This is a genomic window from Novosphingobium acidiphilum DSM 19966 (genome assembly GCF_000429005.1).
Lineage (GTDB): Bacteria > Pseudomonadota > Alphaproteobacteria > Sphingomonadales > Sphingomonadaceae > Novosphingobium > Novosphingobium acidiphilum.
In genome coordinates, this window is the sequence record NZ_AUBA01000006.1 from 1 (window position 1) to 25610 (window position 25610).

Consider the following 25610-nt stretch of genomic DNA (forward strand, 5'->3'; position numbering starts at 1 on the left):
CTGCTGGAAAACTACTTCCTGCCAGGCGACCTTGAACTCCAGATCGAGGCCTTCATCGAGCACTACAATCACCAGCGCTACCACGAGAGCCTGAAAAACGTCACGCCCGCTGATGCCTACTTCGGCAGGGCGCCAGCCATCATCAAGCAGCGCGAAACCATCAAGCGACAGACCATCGAACATCGACGCTTGCAACACCGCAAGCTCGCCGCCTAAAACCAAACCCCAGACGAGGCCCGCTCTCCGTTAATTTACGCCGCCTGATGTGCCAAATGTTCTGACGACGGACAACCGGCACACCCGCGCCGCGCGGCGCGCTGGTGTGGTGGGATCCGGGCCGGGATTATTCGGCACATGTCAAACCCGACGCAGCGGTCATGCTGGGTGACACGACGCTGGTGCTGCAACCGCGCCTGCTGCAGCCCCGGTTTGAACTCGGGTACGATCCGCTGTGGCAGGCCTATGGCAAAGAGGTCGAAGCGCACTTCACCCCCGTTGGCCAGACCCGGCTGTGGCGCCTGTGGCAAAGGCGCGATCTGGCCGCGGCCAGGTGATGCGGCGCGCTTGTCAAAGCGGCGGGTTTCGCGCAAGACCGGGGGATTGACCGAGGGAGAAAGACCCATTTCGCGCCGCGCCACGATCTATGAAATCGCGACTGCGGCCGGGGTGTCGCCCAAGACCGTCTCGCGGGTCCTGAACGACGAACCGTTCGTCAAGGATGCGGTGCGCGACCGGGTCAAGGCCGTGGCCAAAGAGCTGAACTATCAGCCCAATATCGCGGCCAAGGGCCTGATCACGCGGCGCAGTTTCATCATCGGGCTGACCTATGAACGACCCAGCCCCAGCTATGTCGTCGAATTGCAGCGCGGCGTGCTCGAACGGCTGGCCGATGAACGCTATCGCATGATCATCCTGCCGTTTCGCGATGTCTGCGCGCGGCGCGACGATTTTATCGCGTTTCTGCGGTCTGCGGCGCTTGATGGCGTGGTGCTGGCGCCACCCGGCAGCGACGAGCTTGAAGTGCTTGATCAACTCGATGCAGCAAAGATCCGCTACGGCCGGATCGCCCCGCAATTGTCACCCGAACGCGGTGCCTCTTCGTTGATGGATGACACCGCGGCGGCGCGCGAAGTGGCCGAACACCTGCTGGCGCTGGGTCACCGCCGGCTGGCGGTGATCCTGGGCGATTCCACGCACCGGTCGAGCACCGCGCGCAGCGAAGGCTATGCCCAGGCCTTTGCCGCTGCCGGCATCGCGATGGATGACGTCTGCGTCGAACAGGGCGACTACACCTTCATCAGCGGTGAGGCCGCGATGCAGCGCATCCTTGCCCGCCCCGGCCCGCGTCCGACCGCCATCCTGGCGCAGAACGACGACATGGCGGTGGGTGCGATGACCATGGCGCGCGAAGCGGGGCTGGCGATCCCCGAAGACCTGTCGGTGACCGGTTTCGACGATTCCGATATCGCCCGGCTGGTCATGCCGAAACTGACCACGGTGCGCCAGCCGGTGTTCGACATGGCAGTCACCGCCACCGATGGCCTGCTGGCGTTGCTTGCCGGCGAAGCGACGCCCGCGCCGGTCATGCACGCGCACCAATTGCTGGTGCGGCAATCCACCGCCGCGCCCAAAGCCTAGGCCATTGTTGCAAACCGCGCCGCGTGGTCACGGATCAGCGTGATCATCGGCATATCGCTGTCGAAATTGCCGTACCAGCCTTGCGGTTCGTGGGGCGGATCGCCCATCAGCGGGTCGCCCGGGTGCCAGCGGTGATCGGGGCGGCGGTTGCGCGCCTCGCCGTTCCAGCCCCAGAAATTGGTTCCGGCAACCGGCCCGCCTTGCGCCAGGCTGGCCTCTGCCGCGCCATAGATCAGGCGATAGTATTGCTGGCGGAACGTGGTGGCGACGGATGGGTCATACAATTCGCCATCGCGGGGAAATCCGAATTCCTCGATCACCAGCGGCTTGTTGGCGGACCTGGCCAGACGGATGTGGGTGGCAATATAGTCCTCGACTTTGGCACGGCCCGCATCCCATGTGCCGGCCAGGTTCTTGCCATCGACCCAGCCCCAGTTGAGTGGCCAGACATGCGCGGTCAGATAATCGATCGACTGGTGCGCGCGCAGCACGATTTCTTCGCTGCCGGCAGTGGCAATCGTGCCTTCCAGCCCCAGCGAGACCAGGTGATTGGCATCGAGGCTGCGGATCAGCGCGGCGCTGGCATCGATCCACGCGTAATAGGATGGCAGCACGCGCGCCATTACCGCGGGGCTGACCCCGGGGCGGGGCTCGTTGCACAATTGCCATGACAGGATCGCCGGATCGTCGCGATAAGCGCGCCCGGTCACGGTGTTGATCCGGCCGACCACGGTGCGCACCCAGGCAAAAAACCGGCCCACCGCATGGGTGTTGGCATAGAAATCCGCGCCAGCATCGGGAAACGCGGGCCAGGGATGCGCCGGATCATTGTTGTCGAGATAGCGCCCCGTGTCATACCACAGCAGCGTCATCATCCCGCCCGACCATTCCCAATTGTTGGTCAGGTACAAAACACCGGTCATGTTCCGGCGTGCCAGTTCCGCCATGGCATGATCCAGCCCGACCAGCAGCGCCTCGTTCACATGGCCGTCGCGATATATAAATCCGGGGGTGACGCTGGCGTGCAACGGGCCTTCCTCGGCGCCCGCCAAAAGCCGGATATTGCGCACACCCATCGCCTGCAACCGGTCAAGTTCCCGCCCCAGGCGCGCGCGACCCGCGGGATCGGCGCCAAGCCAGGCCAGATACCAGGCATTGGCCCCGGTGTGGCGCCAGGGCCTGCCATTGCGCACAAAGCCTGTGCCTTCGCGCCGGACAAAGCCCGCAGCAGGCGGCTGCGCGTGCGCCATGTGCGCGGCCAGCGGGGTGGCCGCCAGCGCGGCCAGCAGGGTGCGACGGTCGGTGGCCAAGGGCCGGTGTGTTACGGACATGGCAGCTCCTGTTCGGCATCGTTGCCCAGTCGCACTTCGCCGATGGCAATGTCGCTGGCCCCGTCGAGTGTCAGGCGAAATGCTTCGCCCAGCCGCGTCATGTCGGCACCGTGGCGGGCAAGGCATTTCAAAGCCAGGCCATAGCGCACCCAGCGGTCGGCCACGGGCAGGGTAACGGGCACGTCGGCGCGGCAGGCCACCCCGTCACAATCGCTGCCCAGCAGCGCACGCGTCGGGGCTTGGGCAACGCGCGCGGTGATCAGCAGCTGGACATCGCCGTTGGCTTCGCGCGACAGGTTGAGCGGGGCAGGCGCCATCAACGCGATCGTCGCAGGGCCCGCCGTGACGACAAAGCGGCGCGCCCCTTCCTGCACGCCGTAATCGCGCGCGGTGACCTGGACCCGCCCGCCCAGTGCCGTGGCCGGCACGCCGGTGATGCGGGTCGATCCGCTGCCGTCGGGGGATTCGACCCGCAATGACCAGCCGCTGGCGGGCTGGCCATTGCCGAACCAGCGCCGGATATCGGCAACGGGTGCAACGCCCGCATCTTCGGACAACGCTGCCCAGCCGCGGGTGCGGTCGCGCCAGGACATGCCATAGCCAAACGGAAACAGCGCGCCGTCCTGCGCGCGGGCGGTGCGCGGCCACGCGGCAGGCAGGCGTCCGGTCAGCATATGGCGGGGGCGGCCACGCGCGTCGCCGATCAGCACGTCGGCCAGCCCTTCGCCCTCGCTGCCCGGCAGCCAGGCCACCACAAAGGCATTGGCGGCATTGAGCGCGGGGTTCACGAACAACGGCCGTCCGGTCAGCATCACCGCGATCACCGGGATGTGCTGCGCGCGCAGCGCACGCATGGTTTCCCAGGGCGCAGTCAGGTCGGGGCTCAATTGCAACGATTTGAGATCGCCCTGGAATTCGGCATAGGGCCGTTCGCCAAACACCACCACCGCGGCATCGGGTCGTCGCGCAAAATGGCCGTCGGGCGCCAGCTCGGCGCTGCCGCCGCCTGCGGCCATTGCCGCCTGCAACCCCTGCCAGATCGTTGTGGCGCCCGGAAAATCGGCGCGCGACAGCCCGGTGCCCTGCCAACTGATGGTCCAGCCGCCGGCAGCGCGCGCCACGTCATCGGCGCCGTCGCCTGCGACCAGCAGATGGCCACGCGGGCGCAGCGGCAGCACGCCATCGTTCTTCAGCAGCACCAGCGATTTGCGCACCGCTTCGCGCGCGATGGCACGGTGTTCGGCCGATCCCAGCTGCGCCCATTGGCCGGACAGCGGCCGGGTCGATGGCGCGCCTGCATCGAGCAGGCCCAGCCGCGTCTTGACCCGCAGGATGCGGGCCACCGCATCATCGATCCGCGCCATCAGGATCACCCCGGCGCGGGTCTGCGCGATCAGGCTGGTGACCATGTCTTTCCAGCTGTCGGGGGCCATGACCATGTCGATCCCGGCCAGCACGGCCTGGGGACAGGATGCATTGGTGCAGCCTTCGACCTGGCCATGCGCGTTCCAGTCGGACACGACGAACCCGCCAAAACCCATCCGGTCTTTCAGCACGCCGGTCAACAGCCCGGCATTGCCCGTCATCTTGCGGCCCTGCCATCCCGAAAAGCTGGCCATGACGGTGGCCACGCCGTTTTCGATCGCCGGGCCATAGGGCGCGCCGTGGATATCGCGCAGCTCGGTTTCGCTGATCGCGGCATCGCCCTGGTCCACGCCGTTGGTGGTCGCCCCATCGCCAAGGAAATGCTTGGTCGAGGCCAGGACCTTGCCCCTGGCCAGCAGGTCGCGCCCGTCGCCAGGTCCTTGCAGACCGCGCACCATCGCGCCCACCAGGTGCGACACCAGCGCCGGGTTTGACGAATAGCCTTCGTAGGCGCGGCCCCAGCGGTAATCCTGCGGCACGGTCACGGTGGGGGCAAACGTCCATTCCTGCCCGGTGACGCGCACTTCGGTCGCGGTGGCGGCGCCGATGCGTTCGATCAGATCGGGATCGCGGGTTGCGCCAAGCCCGATGTTGTGCGGAAACAGCGTGGCGCCGATGATGTTGGAATGTCCATGCACGGCATCGATGCCCCACATCACCGGAATGCCGACCCCGCCGTGCGACCGGTCGGTCGATGCGGTCCAATAGGCATCGGCCAGCCTCAGCCATTCGGGCGCCAGTGCCTTGTCATTGCCGCCGGGGCCGCTGTTGCCGCCATTCAGCACCGCGCCCAGGTGATACGTCCGCACATCGTCGGGCGTGGTGCAGCAGATGTCGCCCTGCACCAGTTGACCGATCTTTTCCTCCAGCGTCATGCGCGCGATCAGGTCGGCGATGCGCGCCTCAGCCGCGGCGTCGCGTATGACGGGGTAGTGGTACACGGGCCAGATGCCGGGATGCGCGGTGCCCGGCGCATCGGCGCTGGCGGGGTCGGGTATGGCAAGGCACAGCCCGACCAGCAGCGCGGCACGGCGAAGAACGGGAACGGTCATGGGCTTGGGGATCATCCGGGTATCGCGACGGCGCGCAGTGGAAACAGGGCACAATGGGGCAGCGCCTGCGCGCGGCCGGCCAGGGTGTCGTGGCTGATCTGCGCCAGCATCGCGCGCAGCCGCGCCGGATCGATAGCAGACAGCAGCGGATCGGTGCGGCGCGGGGTCAGCCCCATGCCATCGAGCACGTAGAACCAGCTTGCCTCGGTAAACATCTCGCGCGGATAGGGCCGGATTGTGCCGGCATCGGCATAAAGTGCAATCCGTTCGGCCAGGCTGTCGGGCAGGGGGGCCTGGGCCATGTCGGCCCAGAACGCGCTGTCGCGGCGGGTGGTCAGGGCATAATGCAGGATCAGGAAATCACGGATGCGTTCAAGTTCCAGCGCCAGTTCGGCGTTATAGCTGGCGGCCAGCGCCGGATCGAAGCGCCGGTCGGGAAAATGGTCGAGCAAATTGAACACGCCTGCGACAATCAGGTGGATGCTGGTCGATTCCAGCGGTTCGAGAAAGCCCGAGGCAAGGCCCACTGCCACGCAATTGCCGACCCAGGCCCGGTTGCGCCGCCCAGGCACAAAGCGCAGCTGGCGGGGTTGGGCATCGGTGCCAAGCGCGGTCTGCAGATCGGCGCATGCCGCATCGTCCGACTGATGCGCGGAGGAATAGACATAGCCATTGCCGCAGCGGTGCTGCAACGGGATGCGCCAGCGCCATCCCGCACGCATCGCATGGGCCACGGTATAAGGGGGCAGCGTCGCCGCGCGCGGGGTCGGCACGGCAAGCGCCCGGTCGCACGGCAGATGCGCGCGCCAGTCGACATAACCGGTTTTCAGTTCGCGTTCGATCAGCACCCCGGCAAAGCCCGAGGCATCGATGAACAGGTCGGCCGGCAATGTGCGGCCATCGGTCAGCGCAATGCTGGCCACGGTGCCATCGCCACGGCGCGCGGCGCCGCGCACGGTCGCCTCGATCCGCGCAACGCCAAGCGTTTCGGCATAACGCCGCAAATAGCGCGCCATCAGCACCGCATCGAGGTGCAGGGCAAAACGCGCACCGGGCGGCGGACGTTCGGGCGAAAACGCCTGGTCGGCTTCGCACAGATGCGCACACAGGTTGTACCGGTCGACCCCTCCCTGGCCGCCGTGCGCGCGGTCATGCAACAGCGCGTGATGAAACGGGCGGCGCCCGATGCCGGTGCCAAACGTGCCGAACGGATGCCAATAGGACGTGCCGGGGCCGTTCCATTGGTCAAAGCGGATCGCCAGTTTCAGCGTTGCCTCGGTATGGCGGATGAAATCGGGCAGCTTGATATCGAGGAACTGCAGCATGTCGATAAACGGCGGGATCGTCGCTTCGCCCACACCGACGATGCCGATATCCGCGCTTTCCACCAGCGTGATGCGCGTGCCCGTGCCGGTCAGCGCACGGGCCAGGATTGCCGCACTGATCCATCCTGCAGTTCCGCCACCGACAATCACGATCGACCGGATGGCGCCATCCGCATCGTCGGTTGGAGCTGCGCGCGCAAAGGTCATGGGATCAGGGCTTTTCATATCCGAAACAGTGCGGCCACCGCATGAGGAACGGTGGCCGCCAGCGAGAGCTCAATATTTGAACTTGGCGCCAAAGAAGAACCGCCGCCCCGAATTGAAATAGGTAAACGGTTCGTTGGTCCATTGCAGATAGGCGTGCTGCGCGGCCTTGGTCAGGTTCTGCGCCGAAAACACCACGCCAAAGTTGCGGTTGACGTCATAGCCGATCTGTCCGTCGAGCTGGCCGTAAGGTGCGGAAAACACCTCATAGGTCGTGGACGTGCCGATCTGGTTGTTGAACGAGAACGTGGCGCCAGCGGCCGAATCGTTGATGGCCTTGTCGCGCCACGAATAGGACAATCGCGCCGAGAAGCCGTGCTGTTCGTAAAAGCCGTTGATCGTGAACGCATTCTTGGCAACACCCGGGATCGGCGCGGTGGTCGTGAACGAGGTTGGCAGGCTGGCACTCGATTGCGATCGGGTATAGTTGGCCGCCACGCCAAAGCCCTGCAGCGCGCCTTCGCGGGCCTGCCACTGGGCACCCAGTTCGATGCCCCAGATCCAGCCCGATCCCGCATTTTCCGGCTTGGACACATCGGCGGTGGTGCCGCCGAAATCATCGTTGACAGTGGTCGCCACGTTCAGCGTTTCGACGAAGTTCAACACTTTCTTGTAGAACACGGCGACGCTGATCAGCGAACCCGGCGCAAAATAGTTTTCATAGTCGGCCACGCCCTGCCACGCGCGATAGGGATCGAGCTGGGCATTGCCCGATGACCCGCCGGCAAAGGCAAACCCGTCGGCCACGCCGGTGTTGACATTGATCCGGCCGCCGGTCTGGCGGGTAAAGTTGTAGCTGTTGCCAAGCCCCAGCGAAAACAGATCCTGCGGCGACATCACCTTGGCCGCGCCAAACCGGACAATCTGGCGATCATCCAGTTTGTATTCGAAGTTCACCGAGGGCAGCCAATCGTCATAATGGCGATTGGTGCTGACCGGCACGTTGTTGTTGTTGACCCCGTTCCACGATGCCGTGCCGTAGAATGTGGGCACCGCGGCGGTCTGTGCGTTGTTGATATCGAGCCAGGTCGACACGAACCGCACGCCGACATTCAGGTGATAGGCCGATGATTTTTCGCCCACATCGGTCATCAAATAGGCGGCCGTGGTCTTGGTGTTGACCGCAAACGAGCTCAACGTGTCTTCGAAGAACTGCTCGGTGGTGTTGGTGCCGCCGCCACCGCCCGCCCACACGGTTTGCAGGTAGGTCGCCGGATTGGTCATGCCCCCGGTATAGGGGTTTTTCACCGTGATCGTGCCGGCGCCGAAATTGTTGACGGTCATCGCCAGGTTCGGGTTCGACAGCGCGGTCGAATAGGGCAGATTGGCATAGCCCGGATCAACGTAATAGACGAAGTTGCCGCCGCCGGCCGACTGGCAGCAGGTGTTGATCAAGGCGCCGTTGGGCGATGTGATCAGATAACGGCCAAAGATCTGGTTTACGTCGCGGCCCGCGCCGCGCACGCCGGCTTCGATCACCATGCCCGGCTTTACGTCCCACGCGGCATCGAAATGCAGATCCCAGGCCGATTGCCTGGTCGTGTTGGCCCAGGCCCAGTTCGATTTGAACAGGGTGTAGTTGGGGTTGTTCAGCACGTCGGAATTGTACGCCACGCCGGGCAGGCCCGACGTGCCGCCATTGGTCCAGTTGAAGGTGTAGCCCGGAGTGCCACCCGTGCCGCAAGTCGACGCGCCGTTGTTGCAGCCGGGCGCCGAGGTGGTCGGATTGCCGGTGACGAACGAATTGTACTGGCCATGTTCGACGTCGGCCTGGTCGGCTTCAAGGTCCGAACCCGCCTTTGAATAGGCGCCGCCCCAGTTCAGCCGCAGCCCGTTCCGGTTGTCGAATTTCAGCTTGGCCTGGAAATTGTCGGCATGCGCGGTCGTGCCCTGGTACAGCGTCGAGGTTTCGGCACCGTTGGCATAGAACGAGCCCGATTGGACCACGCCGTTGCTGTCGATCGACGACGGGCTGCCCGCCAGCAGCGCGGGCAGCGGCGTGCCGGGTGAAGCGGGCGTGCCGGCTGGCGAACCCTGGCCATTGAACCACACTTTGTCCGAATACTGGATGTCGGTATCGCCTTCGTGGCTGTGGAACCACACAAAGCTGGCCGACAGATCATCGCTCAGCCTGGCGGCAAACCCGGCCGATGCGCCAAAAATGCGGCGATCATCGTTGTCATTGGTGAAATAGGCCAGCTGCGGGATGATATAATTGGTTGATCCCGGCGCAAAGCTGGCCGCGGTCAACCCGCCGCCATTGGCACCGAACTGCGGCGTGGTGACATAGTCGGTGAGCAGCCACTGGTTGCGGTTGGCATCCTGAAATGTCTTGGTCAGCGTCTTTTCATGGTCATAGGAAAGTGCTGCAAACACGGCAAAATTGTCGCTGACTTTGTACGAAACAAACAAGGTGCCATCGGGCGTGACCGACTTCGCGCCCGACGAGACTGTGCCGCGCAAGTTGCCGGCCACGGTCAGGCCCGCTTTCTGCGCCAGCGGATCGATCCCCTTGAGGTTGATCGTGCCGCCGATGCCGCCTTCTACGGTCGAGGCCTGCGGGTTCTTGTAGACGTCGATGCCGCCGATTTCCTCGCTCGGCACGCCTTCAAGGCTGGCATATTGGCTGTTGGCTCCGGCGCCGCCGCCCGATGCTTCACCGCCGACATAGAATTCGCGACCGGTCAGGAACACTTCGCCGTTGAGAAGCGTGGCATTCTGCCGCAAACCGTCGATCAGCACGCTGGTGCCCTGGCCATTGGCGCGGTCGATCTGCACGCCGGGCAGGCGTTGCAACGATTCCGCCACGTTCTGGTCGGGAAACTTGCCAATGTCCTCGGGCGAAATCGATTCGATCACCAGGTCGGAATTGCGTTTGGTGTTCAACGCATTGCGCAAACTGGCGCGATAGCCGCTGACGATGATCGGGTTGGCGGGATCCGCGGTGGGTGTGGTCGCAGCCGGCGTGGAGCCGGTGGACGCAGGCGCCGTTTGGGCCAGCACCGTGCCTGCGGAAAGACTGGCAACGATCATGGCCGATGCAGATGCAGAGCGCGCAAAGGCACGCGCCAAATGATGGCGTTTCATGGGGTTCCCCTCCGAGTTTTGGCCGTGTCCCGTTTGCAGATTCGAGTCGTGCACGGTTTTGCGCGGCTCATGACGCAGCCTTCGCCATAAGGATTATTCCTGTATGACATCGATGTCAATTGCCAATCGGACAGCGGGCCGGCGGGGCTGGCGAGGGAACAAAAGGTGCCGATGCGGGCTTTGGTGCCTTGTCCATATCGAACCGTAATGCCACGATTTCCGGCGCAATTTCGGCATGACACCTTGACCCTCGTGGGATAAGCGCACTACAGGTTGTTGCCTTCGGGCGGCTTTTTTCGGCCTGTGTAAGCTGTCCTGCTGATCAAAAGAGAGATTTTTGCGGCGTGACCAAGATCGTTCCAGTCATCTTGTGCGGGGGCAGTGGCACCCGCTTGTGGCCGCGTTCGCGCAAGGCCATGCCCAAGCCGTTTTTGCCGCTGGTGGGTGAAACCACGCTGTTTGCCGCAACCGCCTTGCGCTGCAGTCCCGACGCTGGCTTTGCCGAACCGGTGGTCGTGGCGGGCGCGGCGCATGTGCCGCTGGTGGAAAGCCAGTTGCCCGACGCGGGCGCGGGCTCGATCATCGTCGAGCCTGCGGCCAGGAACACGGCTGCGGCCATTGCCCTGGCGGCGGCACGGCTGCCGGCCGAGGCAATCATGCTGGTCTGCCCTAGCGATCATCACATCGGCAACACCGCGGCGTTTCAGGCGGCGGCAAGGGCTGCTGCGGATCTGGCGGCGCAGGACTGGCTGGTGTCATTCGGTATTGAGGCGACGGCACCCGAAACCGGGTTTGGCTATCTCAAACGCGGTGCGCCGATTGCAGGATCGACGGGGTTTCAGGTCGAACGCTTTGTGGAAAAACCCGATCTGGATCGTGCGCGCGGTTTTCTTGCCGATGGCGGCTATTCATGGAACGGCGGCATATTCGCGTTTCGCGCCGGCGCGTTTCTGGACGAACTGTCGCGCCACCGGCCCGATATAGCAGACGCGGTGCGCGCAGCGGTCGCCGCCGGGCACGAGGACGGCGACCGGTTCCATCCCGATCCGGCGATCTTTGGCGCGATCGACGGCGATTCGGTGGATTATGCAGTGATGGAAAAGACCGCGCGCGCCGCGATGGTACCGGTGTCGATGGACTGGTCGGATATCGGCAACTGGCAGGCGCTGCACGATGCCCTGCCGCATGATGCCCAGGGCAACGTGGTGCGGGGGCAGGTTGAATTGAAGGACTGCCGCAATGTCCACGTGCAGACCGACGGGCCGCGCGTGTCGGTGATCGGGGTCGAGGGTCTGATCATCGTGGTCGATGGCAACGATGTGATGATCACCACACCCGCCGGCGCGCAGCTGGTTGGCAAACTGCATGGTGCCGTGAACCAGTGACCGCACTGCCGATCCGTCTGGTGGACAAACCGTGGGGCATGGATGTGCTGCCTGCACCTTTTGCGGCAGCGCCCGGTCGGCGTATCGGCGAAATCTGGTTCGAGCCGCCCGCGGCACTGCCATCGCTGCTGATCAAATATATCTTCACCAGCGAAAAGCTGTCGGTGCAGGTCCATCCGGACGACGCGCAGGCGCTGGCCGCGGGTGAAACCGACAGTGGCAAGGACGAATGCTGGCTGGTGATCCATGCCGAGCCCGGCGCTGCACTGGGTGTCGGGTTTGATCGGCCGATCGATCATGGCGCGATGCGTGCCGCCGCGCTGGACGGCAGCATCGAACATCTGTTGACGTGGTATCCGGTCAGGCCGGGTGATTTCTTCCAGATCCCGGCGGGCACGGTCCATGCCATCGGCGCCGGGGTCGGACTGATCGAGATTCAGCAGAATTCCGACATCACCTATCGCCTGTTTGACTATGGCCGGCCGCGCCCGCTGCACCTTGAAGCCGGAATCGCGGTGGCAAACGGGGTGCCGCACGAACCGTCACTGCGCCGCCATATTGCCGATGCGGGCACGATCGAACTGGCCGATGGCCGTTATTTCCAGGCGCATCGCATCGCGGGCCGGCCCGACGCGGCGCTGCGCGCGATCTATGCCGGCCCGGTGCTGATACTGCCCCGCCAGGGGACGGTGCGGATCGGCGATACCCTGGTTTCCCCCGGTGATTGTGCCGAGGCGGCAGGGCTTGACGCGGTGGCGTTTGATGGCGACGGTCTGACAATCGTGGTGCGCGCCAAGGCCTGATCGGCCGTCGCAAAAGGATTGTTGGCAATGACGGGTCCGAAGGTCCCAGCGTTCGATATTGCAACGGTGGTCAACCAGTTGCGCGATGTGCGCAAAACCTGGCGGCATGCCCAGGGCCATGTCGGCGAATTCGGTGCGCAAGGGTTTCCTTCGCGCCAGACCATCGGGCAGATCATCGATATTCTGTCTGCTGCGCTGTTTCCGCTGCGGCTGGGACCGCCCGAACTGACCATGCGCGACGAAGATGCATTCGTGCAGTCCAGTCTGGAATCAGCCTTGCCCTTGCTGGCGACGCAAGTGCGCAGGGAATTGTACTATGTGCGGCCCGATCGCGGGTCGCAGGCGATCGAACGCGCAGTCACCGCGATTGTCGAAGAGCTGACGTTGCGCCTGCCGGCGATCCGGCGACTTCTCGACAGCGATCTCGAGGCGGCGTTCAACGGTGATCCGGCGGCGCGCAGCGTCGATGAAGTGCTGTTGTGCTATCCTGGCACGATTGCGTTGATCCACCACCGTGTCGCGCACGAACTGTATCTGCTGGGTGCGCCGCTGGTGGCGCGGATCATGGCCGAAAACGCGCATTCGCGCACCGGGATCGATATCCATCCCGGGGCATCGATCGGCCACAGTTTCTTTATCGATCACGGGACCGGGGTGGTGATCGGTCAGACTGCGATCATCGGTGACCGGGTGCGTCTGTATCAGGCGGTCACGCTGGGTGCGCGCAGCTTTGCCACCGATGCCGAAGGACGGCTGTTGAACGAGCCGCGCCATCCGATCATCGAAGATGACGTTACGATCTATGCCGGGGCAACCGTGCTGGGCCGGATCACGATCGGCAAGGGATCGGTGATCGGGGGCAATGTCTGGCTGACCCGTTCGGTGCCCTGTGGCAGCCGCGTGCGCCAGACCCAGCCCAGCATCAACATCGAAACAACCGATCCCTGCGATCCCAGCGACTGGTCGTCCTTGTAACACATCCGGCAAAAGGCCCCTTCGGACAATGCCGAAGGGGCCTGTCGTCGATCATCGGTTGATCACGGGCGATGCCATTCGCGGCCGCCGCGATACCCGCCATGGTAACCGCCGCGGTACGGACCGCGATAGGTGTGATAATACCAGGCATGATAGGGATAGGGGCGATAGGCCCAGGCTCCGCCAACGAACACCCACGGCTGATACCAGCCCGGCGCTGCATAATAATATCCGGGATAGCTGTAGGGATAGGCGGGGGCGCCTGCGCGCACGACATAGCCGGGAGGGCATCCGGGGCTGGTGGCGTTGTTTTCGGAACCGGCAATGGCCGCGCCTGTGCCTGCGCCAACCACTGCGCCAAAGGCAGCCGAACCGCCGCTGTGACGCCCGCCCGCCGCACCGCCGACAATCGCGCCCAGTACGCCACCGATCACCGCGCCTGCGGCGACGTTGCCATGCGATTTGACGCAATATTGTGCCGCCCACCGTTGGGCATCGGCGGCATAGCGCGCGTCAGTGGCCTGTTGCGCGGCGTAATCGGGCGTAGGCGCATAACCGGGGGGCGGCGGCGGCGCTTGACCCGGGGCATAGCCCTGTGGCGGGGCGGGTTCGGGCGGCGGTGCGGATGCATCGCCATTATAACCCGGCGGCGGCGGCTGGTTGGGATCATAGCCCTGCCGCTGGTTCTGGTCATAGCCTTGCGGCTGGTTCTGGTCATAGCCCTGCGGTGGCGGGGGCGGCTGGTTCTGATCGTAACCCTGCTGGGGCGGATAAGGCTGGGTCTGCGCAGAGGCAGCGACCGAGCCCAAAACCATCGAGACAACCGCAATCGCGGCAAGGCCCGTGCTGTGGCGAAGGTGAGCCGGTTTGAACATGATCAGTCAATCCCTGTTTCGGCCAACTGGTGCGGCGCAATCGCGCACCACCGTGGCGTCGGACAAGCGGTTTATCAACGCCCACCTGAACACAGGATGATTATCCGCGATCGTGCGCGGCCAGGACAAAGTGATACAATTGGATGCGCCCGCCGCATCACAGCACGAAGTCCGCGGCCGCAAGACCGAACACGTTTTTCAGCGTTATCATGAAATCGGCGGTTCCCCCGCCGGTCAGGTCCCCGGTGATGGTGACCCCGGTGCCGGTTACGTCATAGCGCACTTCGCCGGCATGCCCGTCGAATGCAGCGGTGCCGATAAAGGTCAAATGCCCGGCCCCCCCCGAAGGCAGCGCGCTGTCGAAAGCCGACAGGTCGATCACATCATGCGTGCCGGCGTGAAATCGCTGGATCGAATCCGCGGTGGCCGTGGTCAACCCGCCGGTATGGCCGGGCGCAAAGACAAAACTGTCCGAGCCGGCGCCGCCGACCATGATCGTCCGTCCGGTTCCCGCATAGATGGTGTCGATGCCCGATCCCGCTGTAAGCGTGTCGGTTCCCGCACCGCCCCGGATCGTATTGGTGCCGGCACCACCAAAGATGAAATCGGTGCCGGCACCTGCGGTCAGCACGTCGTTGCCCGGCCCGCCATAAATCACCGTTTTGCCAGGCCCGGCGGTGATCGTGTCATTGCCTGACAGGCCCACCAGCAATTCCTTGCCATGGCCGCCCTGCAGCACGGGATTGCTGCTGGTGGCGTAATAGACTGCCGAATTGGGAAAGAACGTGAAGGCGCTGTCGACGTCAAAGGCGATGGACTGCGCCTTTGCCCCTGACGGGTTCACACCCAGCACAAACAGCGCCCCGTTCAGCGCAGACAGCGTGCCGTTTTCAAGAATGAACGAATCGAGCGGCATGGCCGCCAGCGCCAGGCCCACGGCGCTGACCCCGACCACGGTGAAATTCATCTGACCCACCAGCGATTTGCCCACAAACGCATCGAGCACCAGCGTATTGCTGGTGTCCGACACGCTGGCCACTTCGAAGGTGACATCCTTCAGCGTGAAGAACGCCCCGCCCAGCGTGCCGGTCATGCCCGAATAGGTTATGACCTCGCTGGTCGACGTCGAACTGACCGTGACCGAGCCGTTGATCAGCGTGGCAGCAGCGGTGGCAAAGGCATTCCAGCCGAATGTCAGCCCGACAAGCGGGTCAAGATTGCCCAGTGAAACCGTCGTGACCATGATCCAACCCGCGATGGTGGCGTGTGCGGTGCACAGGACGCCAGCGTCGCATTGCGCGCAACGCGGGTTGGTTCCACTTCGGAGCTACAAGCGGCCCGATCGAACAACGCCGCCGTCGACCGGGGGCGGGGTTGTTCGTGTCGGTTTATGCCCGGCGCGGGACCGTCAGGCTGCAACCGGCGCGGCGGCACGGACGCCGGCATCGACATGGTCGGCAAACTGACCGAAATTGTCGATGAACTTGCCCACCAGATCGCGCGCGGTGCGATCATAGGCCTGTGGATCGGCCCAGGCCCCGCGCGGATCGAGCAGACGTGTGTCGACGCCGGGCACGGCCACCGGCACCTCGAACCCGAAATTGGGGTCGATCCGGAATTCGGCATTGTTCAGGCTGCCGTCGAGTGCGGCATTCAGCAGCGCGCGGGTCGCCTTGATCGGCATGCGGCTGATGCCCGGATCGGTTGCCTTGCCACCCGACCAGCCGGTGTTGACCAGCCAGCATTTCACCCCGCCCTGGTTGATCCGTTCTTTCAACAGGTTGCCATAGACCGACGGGTGGCGCGGCATGAACGGTGCGCCAAAGCAGGTCGAAAACGTTGCTTCGGGCTCGGTCACGCCGATTTCGGTGCCGGCCACGCGCGCGGTATAGCCCGACAGGAAATGGTACATTGCCTGATCGGGGGTCAGCCGCGCGATCGGGGGCAGCACACCATAGGCATCGGCGGTCAGAAAGATGATGTTCTGCGGCACCGGGCCCAGATTGTCGGCACTGGCATTGGGAATGAAATCGATCGGGTAAGACCCGCGACTGTTTTCCGCCAGGCTGCCGTCGTCGAGATCGATTTCACGCGTGACGGGATCGATCACCACGTTTTCCAGCACCGTGCCGAACCGTTTGGTCGTGGCGAAAATCTCGGGCTCTGCCTCGGCCGACAGGCGGATCATCTTGGCATAGCAGCCGCCTTCGAAATTGAACACCGCTGTGTCCGACCAGCCATGTTCATCGTCGCCGATCAGCGTGCGGCTGGCATCAGCCGACAGCGTGGTCTTGCCAGTGCCCGACAGGCCGAAAAACACCGCCGTATCGCCAGCGGGGCCGATATTGGCCGAACAGTGCATCGGCATCACGCCTTTGGCCGGCAGCAGATAATTCAGGATGCCGAACACCGACTTCTTCATCTCGCCGGCATAGGCGGTGCCGCCGATCAGGATCAGCTTTTCGGTAAAATTGACCGCGATCACGGTTTCGCTGCGGCAACCGTGGCGGGCCGGGTCTGCGCGGAAACTGGGCAGATCGATAATCGTGTATTCGGGCACGAATTCGGCCAGCTGGTCGGCATCGGGGCGCACCAGCAGCGTGCGGATGAACAGGTTGTGCCAGGCAAATTCATTGATCACCCGCACGTTGACGCGGTGTTCGGCCTGGCTGCCGCCGAACAGGTCGGCCACATACAGCTGGTCCTTGTCCGCCAGCGCGGCCAGGAAATCGGCCTTGAGCGTGGCAAATTGGTCGGGTGTCATCGCGACGTTGGTCTTGCCCCACCAGATCGTGTCTTCGCTCAGCGCATCGCGTACGAAAAACTTGTCCTTGGCCGAACGACCGGTGTGTTTTCCGGTGGCGACCACAAACGGGCCGTCCTTGGCCAGCAGGCCTTCGCCATTGCGCACGGCGTGTTCCACCAGCGGAGCGGTGCCGAGGTTTGCATGCAGCGTTGCCGGCTCGGGAAAACCCTGCGCGGCAAGCGACACATTGAGGCGGTTTTCGGACACTCGGCAATTCTCCCGATGGGCGGCCGCGGGGGCGGCCGCGCACTTCTGGCGTAAAGTTTCGAATACGAATGCACAGACTCGTCAGCGGCGCATACTGACAGAAAATTGCGGCGTCAAACGCGTGGTCGCAAACAAGAATTTTGCGTGGCAAATTGCAAGGATTGCAACCGCAATGGCCCCGGGGCGGGGCGCGGTTGCAGTGGGCGGGTTTACCCGTTAATCCCGCCACGGATGCGCGAACAAGCCGATCATGACCACCAGGCCTGACTCTGGCGGCCCCGCCACCCCGGGCCCGGCGCTGGCCGCGCAAGTCATCGCGCTGGTCGATGATGACCGCAACATCCTGACCACCGTGTCGATCGCGCTGCAGGCCGAAGGGTTTGCCACGCGGGTCTATTACGATGGCGCGGCGGCCTTGCCCGCGCTGCTCGACAATCCGCCTGACCTTGTGGTGTGCGATATCAAGATGCCGCGCATGGACGGGTTCGACCTGTTGAACCGGTTGCGCGAAAAAAGCGATCTGCCGGTGATCTTCCTGACCAGCAAGGATGACGAGGCGGACGAGGCCACCGGCCTGGCCATGGGGGCCGACGACTACATTGCCAAACCGTTCAGCCAGCGGCTGCTGATCGCGCGGATCCGCGCGATCCTGCGCCGCGGCGAACTGGCGCGGCGGGCGGCCGCGCGTCCTGCGGACGAGGCCGGTGAACCGCTGCCCGATCTGATCCGGCGCGGGCGGCTGGCGATGGACCCGGCGCGCCACCAGGTCGAATGGACCGGCCAACCGGTATCGCTGACCGTGACCGAATTCCTGATTCTTGAGGCGCTGGCGCAGCGCCCGGGTGTGGTGCGATCGCGCAGCAGCCTGATGGACGCCGCCTATCAGGACGACGTGTTCGTCGATGATCGCACGATCGACAGCCATATCAAGCGGTTGCGGCGCAAGTTCCGGTTGGTCGATCCGCATTTTTCTGCAATTGAGACGCTGTATGGCGCAGGCTACAGCTTTGCCGACCCCTGAGCCAAACCCGGCGGCAAGCCCACGATTGCGCCCGGTACGGCGGCGGCTGTGGCGCACGCGCGGCATTTCGCTGACCACGCGCATCCTGGCGGTCAACGTGATCGCGCTGGCGCTGCTGGCCGGCGGGTTCTTTTACCTCGACAGTTATCGCACCCAGTTGATCAACGAACGCTTTCGTCTTGCACGGGCAGAGGCGGAAATCGCCGCGACCGCGCTGGCCAAAGCCAGCCCCGATCAACGGCGGCGGCTGCTGGTCGACATCGGGTCAAGCCAGGTGCTGCAATTGCGGCTGTTCAGCCCCGACGGCGCGCTGGAACAGGACAGCTTTCACCTTGGCCCGCCCGCGTTCGCGTTTGTCGACCCGGCAAGCGAACCGTGGTTTCAGTCTGCCGCACGCGCGCTGGACCGCGGGGTGGATGCCATCGTCGGCGCCCCGTCGGTGGAAAACTATCGCGAACCGCCCGACACGCGCGCGGCCGATTGGCCCGAAATTGCCCGCGCGCGCCAATCGGGGCGCACCGAAGTGTTCTTGCGCTATGCACCCGACCGCACGCCGGTGATCACGGCGGCCACGCCTGTGGGCGACGGTGCGGGTGGCGATCGCGGCGAAATGCTGCTGACGATGCGCAACGCGCTGGATGTAACGCAGGCGGTGCGCGATGCGCGCCAGACGCTGGTGATCATCATCGGGCTGGCGCTGTTCCTGTCGGTGCAACTGTCGCTGTTTCTGGCGCGCACGATTGTCCAGCCGTTGCGCGCGCTGGTGCGCGCGGCGGTGCGGGTGCGGCTTGGACGCGATCGCGCGGTGGTGGTGCCGCGCCTGCCCGATCGTGGCGATGAAATCGGACTGCTGGCGCGCGCGTTTTCCGACATGACGCATGCGCTTCGCCAACAGATCGACGCGGTGGAAAGCTTTGCCGCCGATGTGGCGCACGAACTGAAAAATCCGCTGGCCTCGCTCGCCAGCGCGGTGGAGGCCATGGACAAAGTCGATGATCCCGATCTGCGCCGCCAGCTTTACGCCATTGCCACGCACGATGTGCAACGGCTTGACCGGTTGATCTCGGAAATTGCCGAGGCCAGCCGGATCGATGCCGCGCTTAGCCGTGCGACCTTTGCGCCGATCGATCTGGCGCTGCTGGCGGCCAATGTGGTGGGCGCGCGCGGGGCACGTCCGGGCCTGGCCGGATGTCCGATCCGGTTCCGCAGGGGCGAAGGCGATACCCATGTCGCCGGCGACGCGCTGCAGCTGGAACGCGTGATGGACAATCTGCTCGACAATGCGGTGTCGTTTTCGCCGCCTGACGGTGAAGTCGAGGTGCGCATCTGGGCCGATGGCGGACGGGTGCACCTGTCGGTCAGCGACGATGGCCCCGGGGTCGCCCTGCTCGACCGCGAAAAGGTGTTCGACCGGTTCCACTCGGTGCGCCCCGATGAAGAGGCGTTTGGCGGGCACAGTGGCCTGGGACTGGCCATCGCGCGCACCATTGCCGAAGCGCACGACGGCACGCTGGACATTGTCGACAAACCCGATGGCACGCCCGGCGCATGTCTGATGCTGTCGTTGCCGCCGATCGGCGAAGAGGACGAGGAATGAGCACCGCGCACCAGGCCAGCGCGGTGGCGGTTGACGGCCGCGCGGTGCTGATCGAGGGGCCGCCGGGCAGCGGCAAGTCAAGCCTGGCGCTGGCGTTGATCGACCGGGGTGCAAGTCTGATTGGCGACGATGCTGTCATGCTGGACGCTGACGCAGGGTGCCTGTGGGCCAGCCCCCACCCCAATGTTGCCGGTTTGATGGAAATTCGCAATGTCGGGCTGGTGACCATGCCGGCGGTGGGCGGGGTGCCGGTCGCGCTGGTGCTGATGCTCGATGCAGATGCGCCGCGGCATGTCGAGGCGCCCGAGCCCGCCACCCGCGCGGGCGTCGCTGTGCCGTTGTTGCGGCTATGGCCCGACAGTCCCGTTCTGGCCTTGCGTGCAGAATGGGCGCTGCGGCATTATGGCCTTGCATCCCGCAGCCCAAGGCAGGTTCGATGACCGATCGCGCGCCCATGCTGACCAACCTTGCGGCGCGTTATTACGCCGATCCCGCGATTTTCGAGGCCGAGCGCCAGGCGATTTTCCGGCGGACGTGGCAATTGCTGGGCCCGGCATCGCGTCTGGCCGATGCGGGCGATTACCTGGCGGTCGATGTTGCGGGGTGGAAACTGTTTGCGCTGCGCGGAGAGGACGGCACCTTGCGCGCGTTTCACAATGTGTGCCGCCACCGCGGGGCGCGGCTCCTGGCCGAAGGGGCAGGGGTGTGCAAGGTGCTGCGCTGTCCCTATCACAACTGGGTCTATGCCAGCGACGGCGCGTTGCGGCATGCGCCGTGGTTTGGCGAGGATCCCGGTTTTGCTGTGTCGCAATGGCCGCTTGAATCGGCGCATCTGGCGCAATGGCGCGGGCTGGCGTTCATCGCGATCGATCCCGCGGTCGATCTGCTGGTGCAATTGGGTGACCTGCCCGCCGAACTGGCCGACTATCCGATCGAGCGCTACCTGCCGGTCGAACAGCACCGCTTTGATGCGCAGACCAATTGGAAAACCTACACCGACAATTTCGTCGAGGGCTATCACATCCCCGGTATCCATCCCGGTTTCCTGAAAACCATCGATTTTTCGCGGTTCGAAACCGCAGCGCTGAACGGCGTGGTGCGGATGACCTCGCCGCAGAAGGATGGTGCGTTCTATGGCGGCAAATGGCTGTGGATGTGGCCCAACTGGACGCTGTCGATTTTTCCCGGCGGCATGAACATCAGCCGGATCAGTCCGGTGGGTATCGCAGCAACGCAGATCACTTATGATTTCCTGTTTGCCGACCATTCGGACGCGGCCGCAGACACGCGGCGCCGGACGATCGACGGCACTTGCGCGATCGTCCGGGAAGACTTTGAAATCTGCGAACACACCCAGCAAAACTATATGTCGGGCGGCTATCTGCCCGGGCCGTTGAGCCCGCGGCACGAGCAATCGGTGGCCTATTTCCAGGCCAGGGTGAAACAGGCGCTGGCCACGTGCCTGCCCGTGGGGGTGTGACATGCCGGGGCGAACGTGCCGCATCATTGGGGCAAGCCTCTTCCCTTGGCCCGGGCTTGGGCGCACAGCACGGCAATGATCGACGACTCGCCCGCCAACCACCCCGGGGCCGCAGAACCGCAACGCATCCTGCTGGTGACCGGCATGCTGGGCGCGGGCAAGACCACCGCGATGCGCGCGCTGGAGGATCTGGGCTGGGAAGCGATCGACAATTTTCCGATCCGCCTGCTCGATCGCCTGCTCGAAACCGGACCGGGATCGGCAGGACTTGATGCCGGGGCGCCGGTGGCGATCGGGTTCGATACGCGCACCCGCGGGTTTGATCCGCGCGCGATCATCGACCGCGTGAAGGGCCTGTCCGAACGCGACGATCTGTCGATTACCACGCTGTTTCTCGATTGCGGCGGGGGCGAACTGCAACGTCGGTACAACGAAACGCGGCGGCCCCATCCGATGAGCGACGACAAGCCGGCCGAAGGCGGTATTGCCGCCGAACGCGAATTGCTGGAACCGTTGCGCCGCTGGGCCGATGTGGTGATCACCACCACCGATTTTACCACGAATGATCTGCAACAGGCGATCCGCGCACAATTTCACCAGGGCACGTCGCCGCGTCCGGTGATCACGATCAGCAGTTTCGGCTTTTCGCGCGGCACCCCGCCCTTGTCCGACATGGTGTTCGACATGCGGTTTCTGGCCAATCCGTATTGGGTCGAGGAACTGCGCGCGATGACCGGGCGCGACACGCCTGTGGGCGATTATATTCGCCGCGACCCTGCGTTTGACGATGCGTTTGCGCGGGTTCGTGATCTGCTGTTGCTGCTGCTGCCCCGGTTCGAAAACCAGGGCAAGGCCTATGTCAATATTGCCTTTGGCTGCACCGGAGGCAAACACCGCTCGGTGTTCATGGCGGAACAGATCGCTTCAGCCTTGCGCGACGCGGGTTTTTCACCCACATTGCTGCATCGCAACCTGGGCTCGCGCGCCGATGATCTGGTCGAAAGAAGTGGCGCATGGGGGACAAGGTGATACGATGTTTTGCGCTTTTTCAAAGCTTTAATCGAAAATGAAAACACGTATGGCGATCGGGGAAGGATCGATCCTGAAGCTGACAGATTCGCAAAGCGGCATGCCTGCACGCCTTGCCGCAACCCGCACGGTGTGCCGTAATGGCCCATCGCACGTTCAGGTGCGTCACGGTATGGATGGGCGCGGCGCGCGGGTCGCCTTTTGGAGCCACGTCGTTTCATGATCGGTCTTATTCTAGTCACCCACGGCGCACTGGCCGATGAATTCATCCACGCGATGGAACATGTGGTCGGGCGTCAGTCGGATGTTATCGGGGTCTGTATCGGACCCAACGACGATATGGAAAAACGCCGCCGCGAAATCGCCGACGCGATCAAGCGTGTCGACAGCGGCGAAGGCGTGATCGTGCTGACCGACCTGTTCGGCGGAACCCCGTCAAATCTGGCGATTTCGCTGATGCAGGCGGGCAAAGTGGAGGTGATCGCGGGGATCAACCTGCCCATGCTGATCCGCCTGGCCAAGGCGCGGGCGTGCATGGGCGTACGCGAAGCGACCGCGGCTGCACGCGATGCAGGGCGCAATTATATCACGATCGCTTCCGAATTTCTTGGGCAGGATGCGTAGGCGATGTCGAGCCAGGTCTATGTCGCGCGTGAACGCGTTACCATTGTCAACCAGCGCGGGCTGCATGCGCGCGCCAGTGCCAAATTTGTCAATGCGGTGGCCAAGCTGCCCGCAGGGTTCGACGTGATCGTGGCCAAGGACGGCACCGAGGCCAATGGCGGATCGATCCTGGGCCTGATGATGCTGGGCGCGGCCAAAGGCGACAGCGTCGATCTGTCGGTGGCCGGCGAAGCGGGTGAGGCCGACGCCATCCTGATGAAGCTGGCCGGTCTGATCAAGGACGGCTTCGGCGAGGACTGATCCGATCGCCGATATTGGATTGTCATGATTCGCAAGACCATTACCGGGTTTTCCAACCCCACGATCAAATTCGTGCGCAGCCTGCGCGACAAGAAACACCGGCGGCGCGAAGGACGGTTTCTGGCCGAGGGGCTGCGCCTGTTGACCGATGCACGCGCCAGCGGACGTCTGCCCGAACTGTTGTTGATGGCAGTCACGCGCGATCCGCACCCGCTGCTCGACGATCTGGAACGCGCGGTGTTCGATGCCGGGGGCGATGTGATCGAAGTGCCGATCGACATCCTGGCCAAAGTGACGGGCAAGGACAATCCGCAGGCGGTGTGCGGCGTCTTTGCCGAATGGGACACCGGGCTGTCGTGCCTTGACCGCACGGCCGCGCCGATCTGGCTGGTGGCGCAGGCGATGCGCGATCCCGGCAATCTGGGCACGATGCTGCGCACGGCCGACGCGGTGGGCGCAGGCGGGGTGATCCTGATCGACGATTGCGTCGATCCGTTCAGTGTCGAGGCGGTCCGCGCCAGCATGGGTGCGATTTTCACGCAAAGACTGGTGCAGGCGCGCTGGGACGATTTCATCGCCTGGCTGCGTCAGGGGCCGGGCCAACTGGTTGCCGCCTCGTTGCGCGACGCGGTGCCCTATCGCGGGGCAGCCTATGCTGCGCCGTGCTTTGTGATGGTCGGCAACGAATCGCGCGGCTTGCCCGAAGACTATGAAATGGCGTGCGACTTGCGCGTGACGATGCCGATGCTGGGGCGCGCCGACAGCCTGAACGCGGCGGTCGCGGCGGCGGTGCTGGGTTATGAAGTGCTGGCGCGCCTGGGCTGACAGCGTGGCGGTTGCAACGGCACTGTCAGCGCGTCATTCGGCGGCAGGCGCATCCTCGGCAATCAGGGCAACCGGTTCCACATCCGCCGCACCATATCGCGGCGCGCTTTCGATCAGGGGCACATCCTCGATCTCGCGCTTGCCGATTTCGATGTGCTTGTCACGCAGGCGGCGTCCGGCGGACAGCACATTGCGTTCAAAGCTGCCGACGAACTTGTTGTAATTGGTCACCGCCGATTCCAGCCCGCTGCCGACGCGCTTCAGATGGTCGGCCGCCACCGACAGGCGGTCGTACAGATCGCCGCCCATCTTGCCGATTTCGCGGGCTTCGCGGGCCAGGCCATCCTGTCGCCAGACTTGCGCGATGGTGCGCGCAATGGCGACCAGATTGGTCGGGCTGGCCAGCAGCACGCGGCGTTCAAACGCGAAATCCCACAGATTGGGATCATGCTCCAGCGCTGCGGCAATGAAATGTTCGCCCGGCACGAACATCAGCACATAGTCGGGCGCATCGTCAAACTGGCTTTGGTACGATTTGCCGCCCAGTGTCTGGATATGGTTGCGCATTGATTGCACGTGCAAGTTCAGCGATACCGCGCGCGCCTCGTCGGTTTCGGCCTCGAACGCATCCTGATAGGCGTTCAGTGACACTTTGGCGTCGATCACCAGCAGCTTGTTGCCCGGGATGCGCACGATCGCGTCGGGGCGCAACCGGCCTTCGTCGGTGTCGATCGACTGCTCGGTGACGAAATCGGTGTGTTCGGACAACCCGCACTGTTCCAGCACGTTGCGCAGCTGCAATTCGCCCCAGCGGCCGCGCGTCTTGGGCCCGTTGCGCAGCGAATTGCCCAGTTGTGCCGCTGCAGAACGCACCGCCTCCTGGCCTTCGCGCATCGACTGGATCAGCCCGGACAGATTGCCAAAGGCATCGATCCGGTCCTTTTCCAGCTTGCCCACCTGATCCTCATAGGCCTTCAGCCGCTCGCCCACCGGGGCAAGCAGCGATTTGAGCCGCTCGCCCTGGGCCTTTTCGCTTTCTTCAAACCGCGCATTGGCCCGTGTCAGAAACGCATCCTGCGCCTGGGCCAGCACTTTGCTGCCGGCGTTTTCGAATTCCTTGCGCAATTGTTCCTGTGCGGTGATCAGCAGACGCCTCTGCTCGTCGAAATTGGCGGCATCGGCCTTGAGCGTGGCCAGCTCGGTCGCCAGCCCTTCGCGCGCGGTACGGAGCAGGGCCAGCTCTGCACGCAGCCGATCGGCATCGGCGGCGTGCGCCTCGGCGGTGGCCAGGCGCGGGGCCAGCGTGTCGCGTTCGCGGCGCAGTTCGGCCAGATCTGCGGCCAGCGCATCGGCCTGGCGCACGCGTTCGCTCATGCCCGCCAGATCGACCGTCATCTGCTTGACCGTCGCCTCGTGCGCGTCGGCGCGCGCACGCCATTCTGCGACGGGCCTTGCGCCCAGAACCCAGCCGACGATCAGCCCGGCGATCAGGGCGACAACGGCGATACCGGCAATGATCAGCGAATCCACGAAGCGGGCACCCTTACGATCCAGAACGAAC

Annotated in this window: 22 protein-coding genes; 14 read left to right on the forward strand and 8 right to left on the reverse strand. The window is 64.4% G+C overall.

Annotation, left to right across the window (positions count from 1 at the left end; all coding sequences use genetic code 11):
- From G404_RS0106630 to G404_RS0106640, 3 genes are all read left to right on the forward strand, one after another.
- Nucleotides 1-216 (forward strand): integrase core domain-containing protein (locus tag G404_RS0106630; RefSeq protein WP_028640382.1); only part of this gene is annotated, 216 nt, incomplete at its 5' end.
- 161 nt (nt 217-377) lie between these two features.
- A complete protein-coding gene (locus G404_RS20835) occupies nt 378-554 on the forward strand; it encodes a hypothetical protein (protein ID WP_245584427.1) in 177 nt (58 codons plus the stop codon).
- 46 nt (nt 555-600) lie between these two features.
- Complete coding sequence (locus G404_RS0106640) at nt 601-1638, forward strand: LacI family DNA-binding transcriptional regulator (RefSeq protein WP_245584428.1); 1038 nt, start codon at nt 601-603, stop codon at nt 1636-1638.
- On the opposite strand, the gene G404_RS0106645 is transcribed toward G404_RS0106640, so the two are convergent.
- The 4 genes from G404_RS0106645 to G404_RS0106660 form a co-directional block, all read right to left on the reverse strand.
- Nucleotides 1635-2969, reverse strand: a complete 1335-nt coding sequence (locus tag G404_RS0106645; RefSeq protein ID WP_028640384.1) for a glycoside hydrolase 5 family protein — start codon at nt 2967-2969, stop codon at nt 1635-1637. The genes G404_RS0106640 and G404_RS0106645 overlap by 4 nt on opposite strands.
- Nucleotides 2960-5446 (reverse strand): glycoside hydrolase family 3 protein, encoded by a 2487-nt coding sequence (locus tag G404_RS0106650; RefSeq protein ID WP_028640385.1) that lies wholly within the window; start codon nt 5444-5446, stop codon nt 2960-2962. Before G404_RS0106650 ends, G404_RS0106645 begins: the two co-directional genes overlap by 10 nt.
- 11 nt (nt 5447-5457) lie before the next feature.
- Nucleotides 5458-6978: a tryptophan halogenase family protein gene (locus G404_RS0106655; protein ID WP_051280356.1), complete on the reverse strand. Its 1521-nt coding sequence runs from the start codon at nt 6976-6978 to the stop codon at nt 5458-5460.
- A gap of 69 nt (nt 6979-7047) precedes the next feature.
- The gene (locus G404_RS0106660) at nt 7048-10122 is read right to left on the reverse strand and encodes a TonB-dependent receptor (RefSeq protein ID WP_028640387.1); all 3075 of its coding nucleotides are present in this window, start codon (nt 10120-10122) and stop codon (nt 7048-7050) included.
- A gap of 344 nt (nt 10123-10466) precedes the next feature.
- On the opposite strand from G404_RS0106660, the gene G404_RS0106665 reads away from it, so the two are divergent.
- Genes G404_RS0106665 through epsC form a run of 3 tightly spaced genes read left to right on the forward strand, consistent with a single transcriptional unit; the run spans nt 10467 to nt 13285 of the window.
- A complete protein-coding gene (locus G404_RS0106665) occupies nt 10467-11507 on the forward strand; it encodes a mannose-1-phosphate guanylyltransferase (RefSeq protein WP_028640388.1) in 1041 nt (346 codons plus the stop codon).
- Nucleotides 11504-12310 (forward strand): class I mannose-6-phosphate isomerase, encoded by an 807-nt coding sequence (locus G404_RS0106670; RefSeq protein ID WP_028640389.1) that lies wholly within the window; start codon nt 11504-11506, stop codon nt 12308-12310. Before G404_RS0106665 ends, G404_RS0106670 begins: the two co-directional genes overlap by 4 nt.
- A 27-nt stretch (nt 12311-12337) precedes the next feature.
- A complete protein-coding gene (epsC, locus tag G404_RS18350) occupies nt 12338-13285 on the forward strand; it encodes a serine O-acetyltransferase EpsC (RefSeq protein WP_051280317.1) in 948 nt (315 codons plus the stop codon).
- Nucleotides 13286-13347: 62 nt separating this feature from the next.
- On the opposite strand, the gene G404_RS18355 is transcribed toward epsC, so the two are convergent.
- The 3 genes from G404_RS18355 to G404_RS0106690 all read right to left on the reverse strand — a co-directional run bounded on the left by G404_RS18355 (nt 13348) and on the right by G404_RS0106690 (nt 17173).
- A complete protein-coding gene (locus tag G404_RS18355) occupies nt 13348-14160 on the reverse strand; it encodes a hypothetical protein (RefSeq protein WP_051280319.1) in 813 nt (270 codons plus the stop codon).
- A gap of 157 nt (nt 14161-14317) precedes the next feature.
- Nucleotides 14318-15403, reverse strand: coding sequence for a calcium-binding protein (locus tag G404_RS0106685; RefSeq protein ID WP_028640390.1), 1086 nt, complete (start codon nt 15401-15403; stop codon nt 14318-14320).
- A gap of 165 nt (nt 15404-15568) precedes the next feature.
- Nucleotides 15569-17173, reverse strand: coding sequence for a phosphoenolpyruvate carboxykinase (locus tag G404_RS0106690; RefSeq protein ID WP_028640391.1), 1605 nt, complete (start codon nt 17171-17173; stop codon nt 15569-15571).
- A 250-nt stretch (nt 17174-17423) separates the two neighbouring features.
- Between G404_RS0106690 and G404_RS0106695 the strand changes: the two genes are divergently transcribed.
- From G404_RS0106695 to G404_RS0106730, 8 genes are all read left to right on the forward strand, one after another.
- Nucleotides 17424-18194: a response regulator transcription factor gene (locus G404_RS0106695; RefSeq protein WP_051280321.1), complete on the forward strand. Its 771-nt coding sequence runs from the start codon at nt 17424-17426 to the stop codon at nt 18192-18194.
- Nucleotides 18163-19791: an ATP-binding protein gene (locus tag G404_RS0106700; protein WP_051280325.1), complete on the forward strand. Its 1629-nt coding sequence runs from the start codon at nt 18163-18165 to the stop codon at nt 19789-19791. The genes G404_RS0106695 and G404_RS0106700 overlap by 32 nt, the downstream gene beginning before the upstream one ends.
- Nucleotides 19788-20231: an HPr kinase/phosphorylase gene (locus tag G404_RS0106705; RefSeq protein WP_028640394.1), complete on the forward strand. Its 444-nt coding sequence runs from the start codon at nt 19788-19790 to the stop codon at nt 20229-20231. Before G404_RS0106700 ends, G404_RS0106705 begins: the two co-directional genes overlap by 4 nt.
- Entirely contained in the window at nt 20228-21271 is a 1044-nt protein-coding gene (locus G404_RS19790; protein WP_051280328.1) for an aromatic ring-hydroxylating oxygenase subunit alpha, read from the forward strand. Before G404_RS0106705 ends, G404_RS19790 begins: the two co-directional genes overlap by 4 nt.
- 75 nt (nt 21272-21346) lie before the next feature.
- A complete protein-coding gene (gene rapZ, locus G404_RS0106715; RefSeq protein WP_028640395.1) occupies nt 21347-22300 on the forward strand; it encodes an RNase adapter RapZ in 954 nt (317 codons plus the stop codon).
- Nucleotides 22301-22519: 219 nt separating this feature from the next.
- A complete protein-coding gene (locus tag G404_RS0106720; protein ID WP_028640396.1) occupies nt 22520-22924 on the forward strand; it encodes a PTS sugar transporter subunit IIA in 405 nt (134 codons plus the stop codon).
- A 3-nt stretch (nt 22925-22927) separates the two neighbouring features.
- On the forward strand, nt 22928-23224 hold the full coding sequence (locus G404_RS0106725) for an HPr family phosphocarrier protein (RefSeq protein WP_028640397.1): 297 nt from the start codon (nt 22928-22930) through the stop codon (nt 23222-23224).
- Between the two features lie 24 nt (nt 23225-23248).
- Nucleotides 23249-24049 (forward strand): TrmH family RNA methyltransferase, encoded by an 801-nt coding sequence (locus tag G404_RS0106730; RefSeq protein ID WP_028640398.1) that lies wholly within the window; start codon nt 23249-23251, stop codon nt 24047-24049.
- A gap of 33 nt (nt 24050-24082) precedes the next feature.
- On the opposite strand, the gene G404_RS0106735 is transcribed toward G404_RS0106730, so the two are convergent.
- Entirely contained in the window at nt 24083-25579 is a 1497-nt protein-coding gene (locus G404_RS0106735) for a DNA recombination protein RmuC (protein WP_028640399.1), read from the reverse strand.
- Nucleotides 25580-25610: the final 31 nt, after the last annotated feature.

Coding starts and splice junctions, on each gene's coding strand:
- G404_RS20835 (WP_245584427.1), top strand. CDS start 378: ATGCTGGGTGACACGACGCTGGTGCTGCAACCGCGCCTGCTGCAGCCC.
- G404_RS0106645 (WP_028640384.1), bottom strand. CDS start 2,969: ATGTCCGTAACACACCGGCCCTTGGCCACCGACCGTCGCACCCTGCTG.
- G404_RS0106650 (WP_028640385.1), bottom strand. CDS start 5,446: ATGACCGTTCCCGTTCTTCGCCGTGCCGCGCTGCTGGTCGGGCTGTGC.
- G404_RS0106655 (WP_051280356.1), bottom strand. CDS start 6,978: ATGACCTTTGCGCGCGCAGCTCCAACCGACGATGCGGATGGCGCCATC.
- G404_RS0106660 (WP_028640387.1), bottom strand. CDS start 10,122: ATGAAACGCCATCATTTGGCGCGTGCCTTTGCGCGCTCTGCATCTGCA.
- epsC (WP_051280317.1), top strand. CDS start 12,338: ATGACGGGTCCGAAGGTCCCAGCGTTCGATATTGCAACGGTGGTCAAC.
- G404_RS18355 (WP_051280319.1), bottom strand. CDS start 14,160: ATGTTCAAACCGGCTCACCTTCGCCACAGCACGGGCCTTGCCGCGATT.
- G404_RS0106685 (WP_028640390.1), bottom strand. CDS start 15,403: ATGGTCACGACGGTTTCACTGGGCAATCTTGACCCGCTTGTCGGGCTG.
- G404_RS0106695 (WP_051280321.1), top strand. CDS start 17,424: ATGACCACCAGGCCTGACTCTGGCGGCCCCGCCACCCCGGGCCCGGCG.
- G404_RS0106700 (WP_051280325.1), top strand. CDS start 18,163: ATGGCGCAGGCTACAGCTTTGCCGACCCCTGAGCCAAACCCGGCGGCA.
- G404_RS0106705 (WP_028640394.1), top strand. CDS start 19,788: ATGAGCACCGCGCACCAGGCCAGCGCGGTGGCGGTTGACGGCCGCGCG.
- G404_RS19790 (WP_051280328.1), top strand. CDS start 20,228: ATGACCGATCGCGCGCCCATGCTGACCAACCTTGCGGCGCGTTATTAC.
- rapZ (WP_028640395.1), top strand. CDS start 21,347: ATGATCGACGACTCGCCCGCCAACCACCCCGGGGCCGCAGAACCGCAA.
- G404_RS0106720 (WP_028640396.1), top strand. CDS start 22,520: ATGATCGGTCTTATTCTAGTCACCCACGGCGCACTGGCCGATGAATTC.
- G404_RS0106725 (WP_028640397.1), top strand. CDS start 22,928: ATGTCGAGCCAGGTCTATGTCGCGCGTGAACGCGTTACCATTGTCAAC.
- G404_RS0106730 (WP_028640398.1), top strand. CDS start 23,249: ATGATTCGCAAGACCATTACCGGGTTTTCCAACCCCACGATCAAATTC.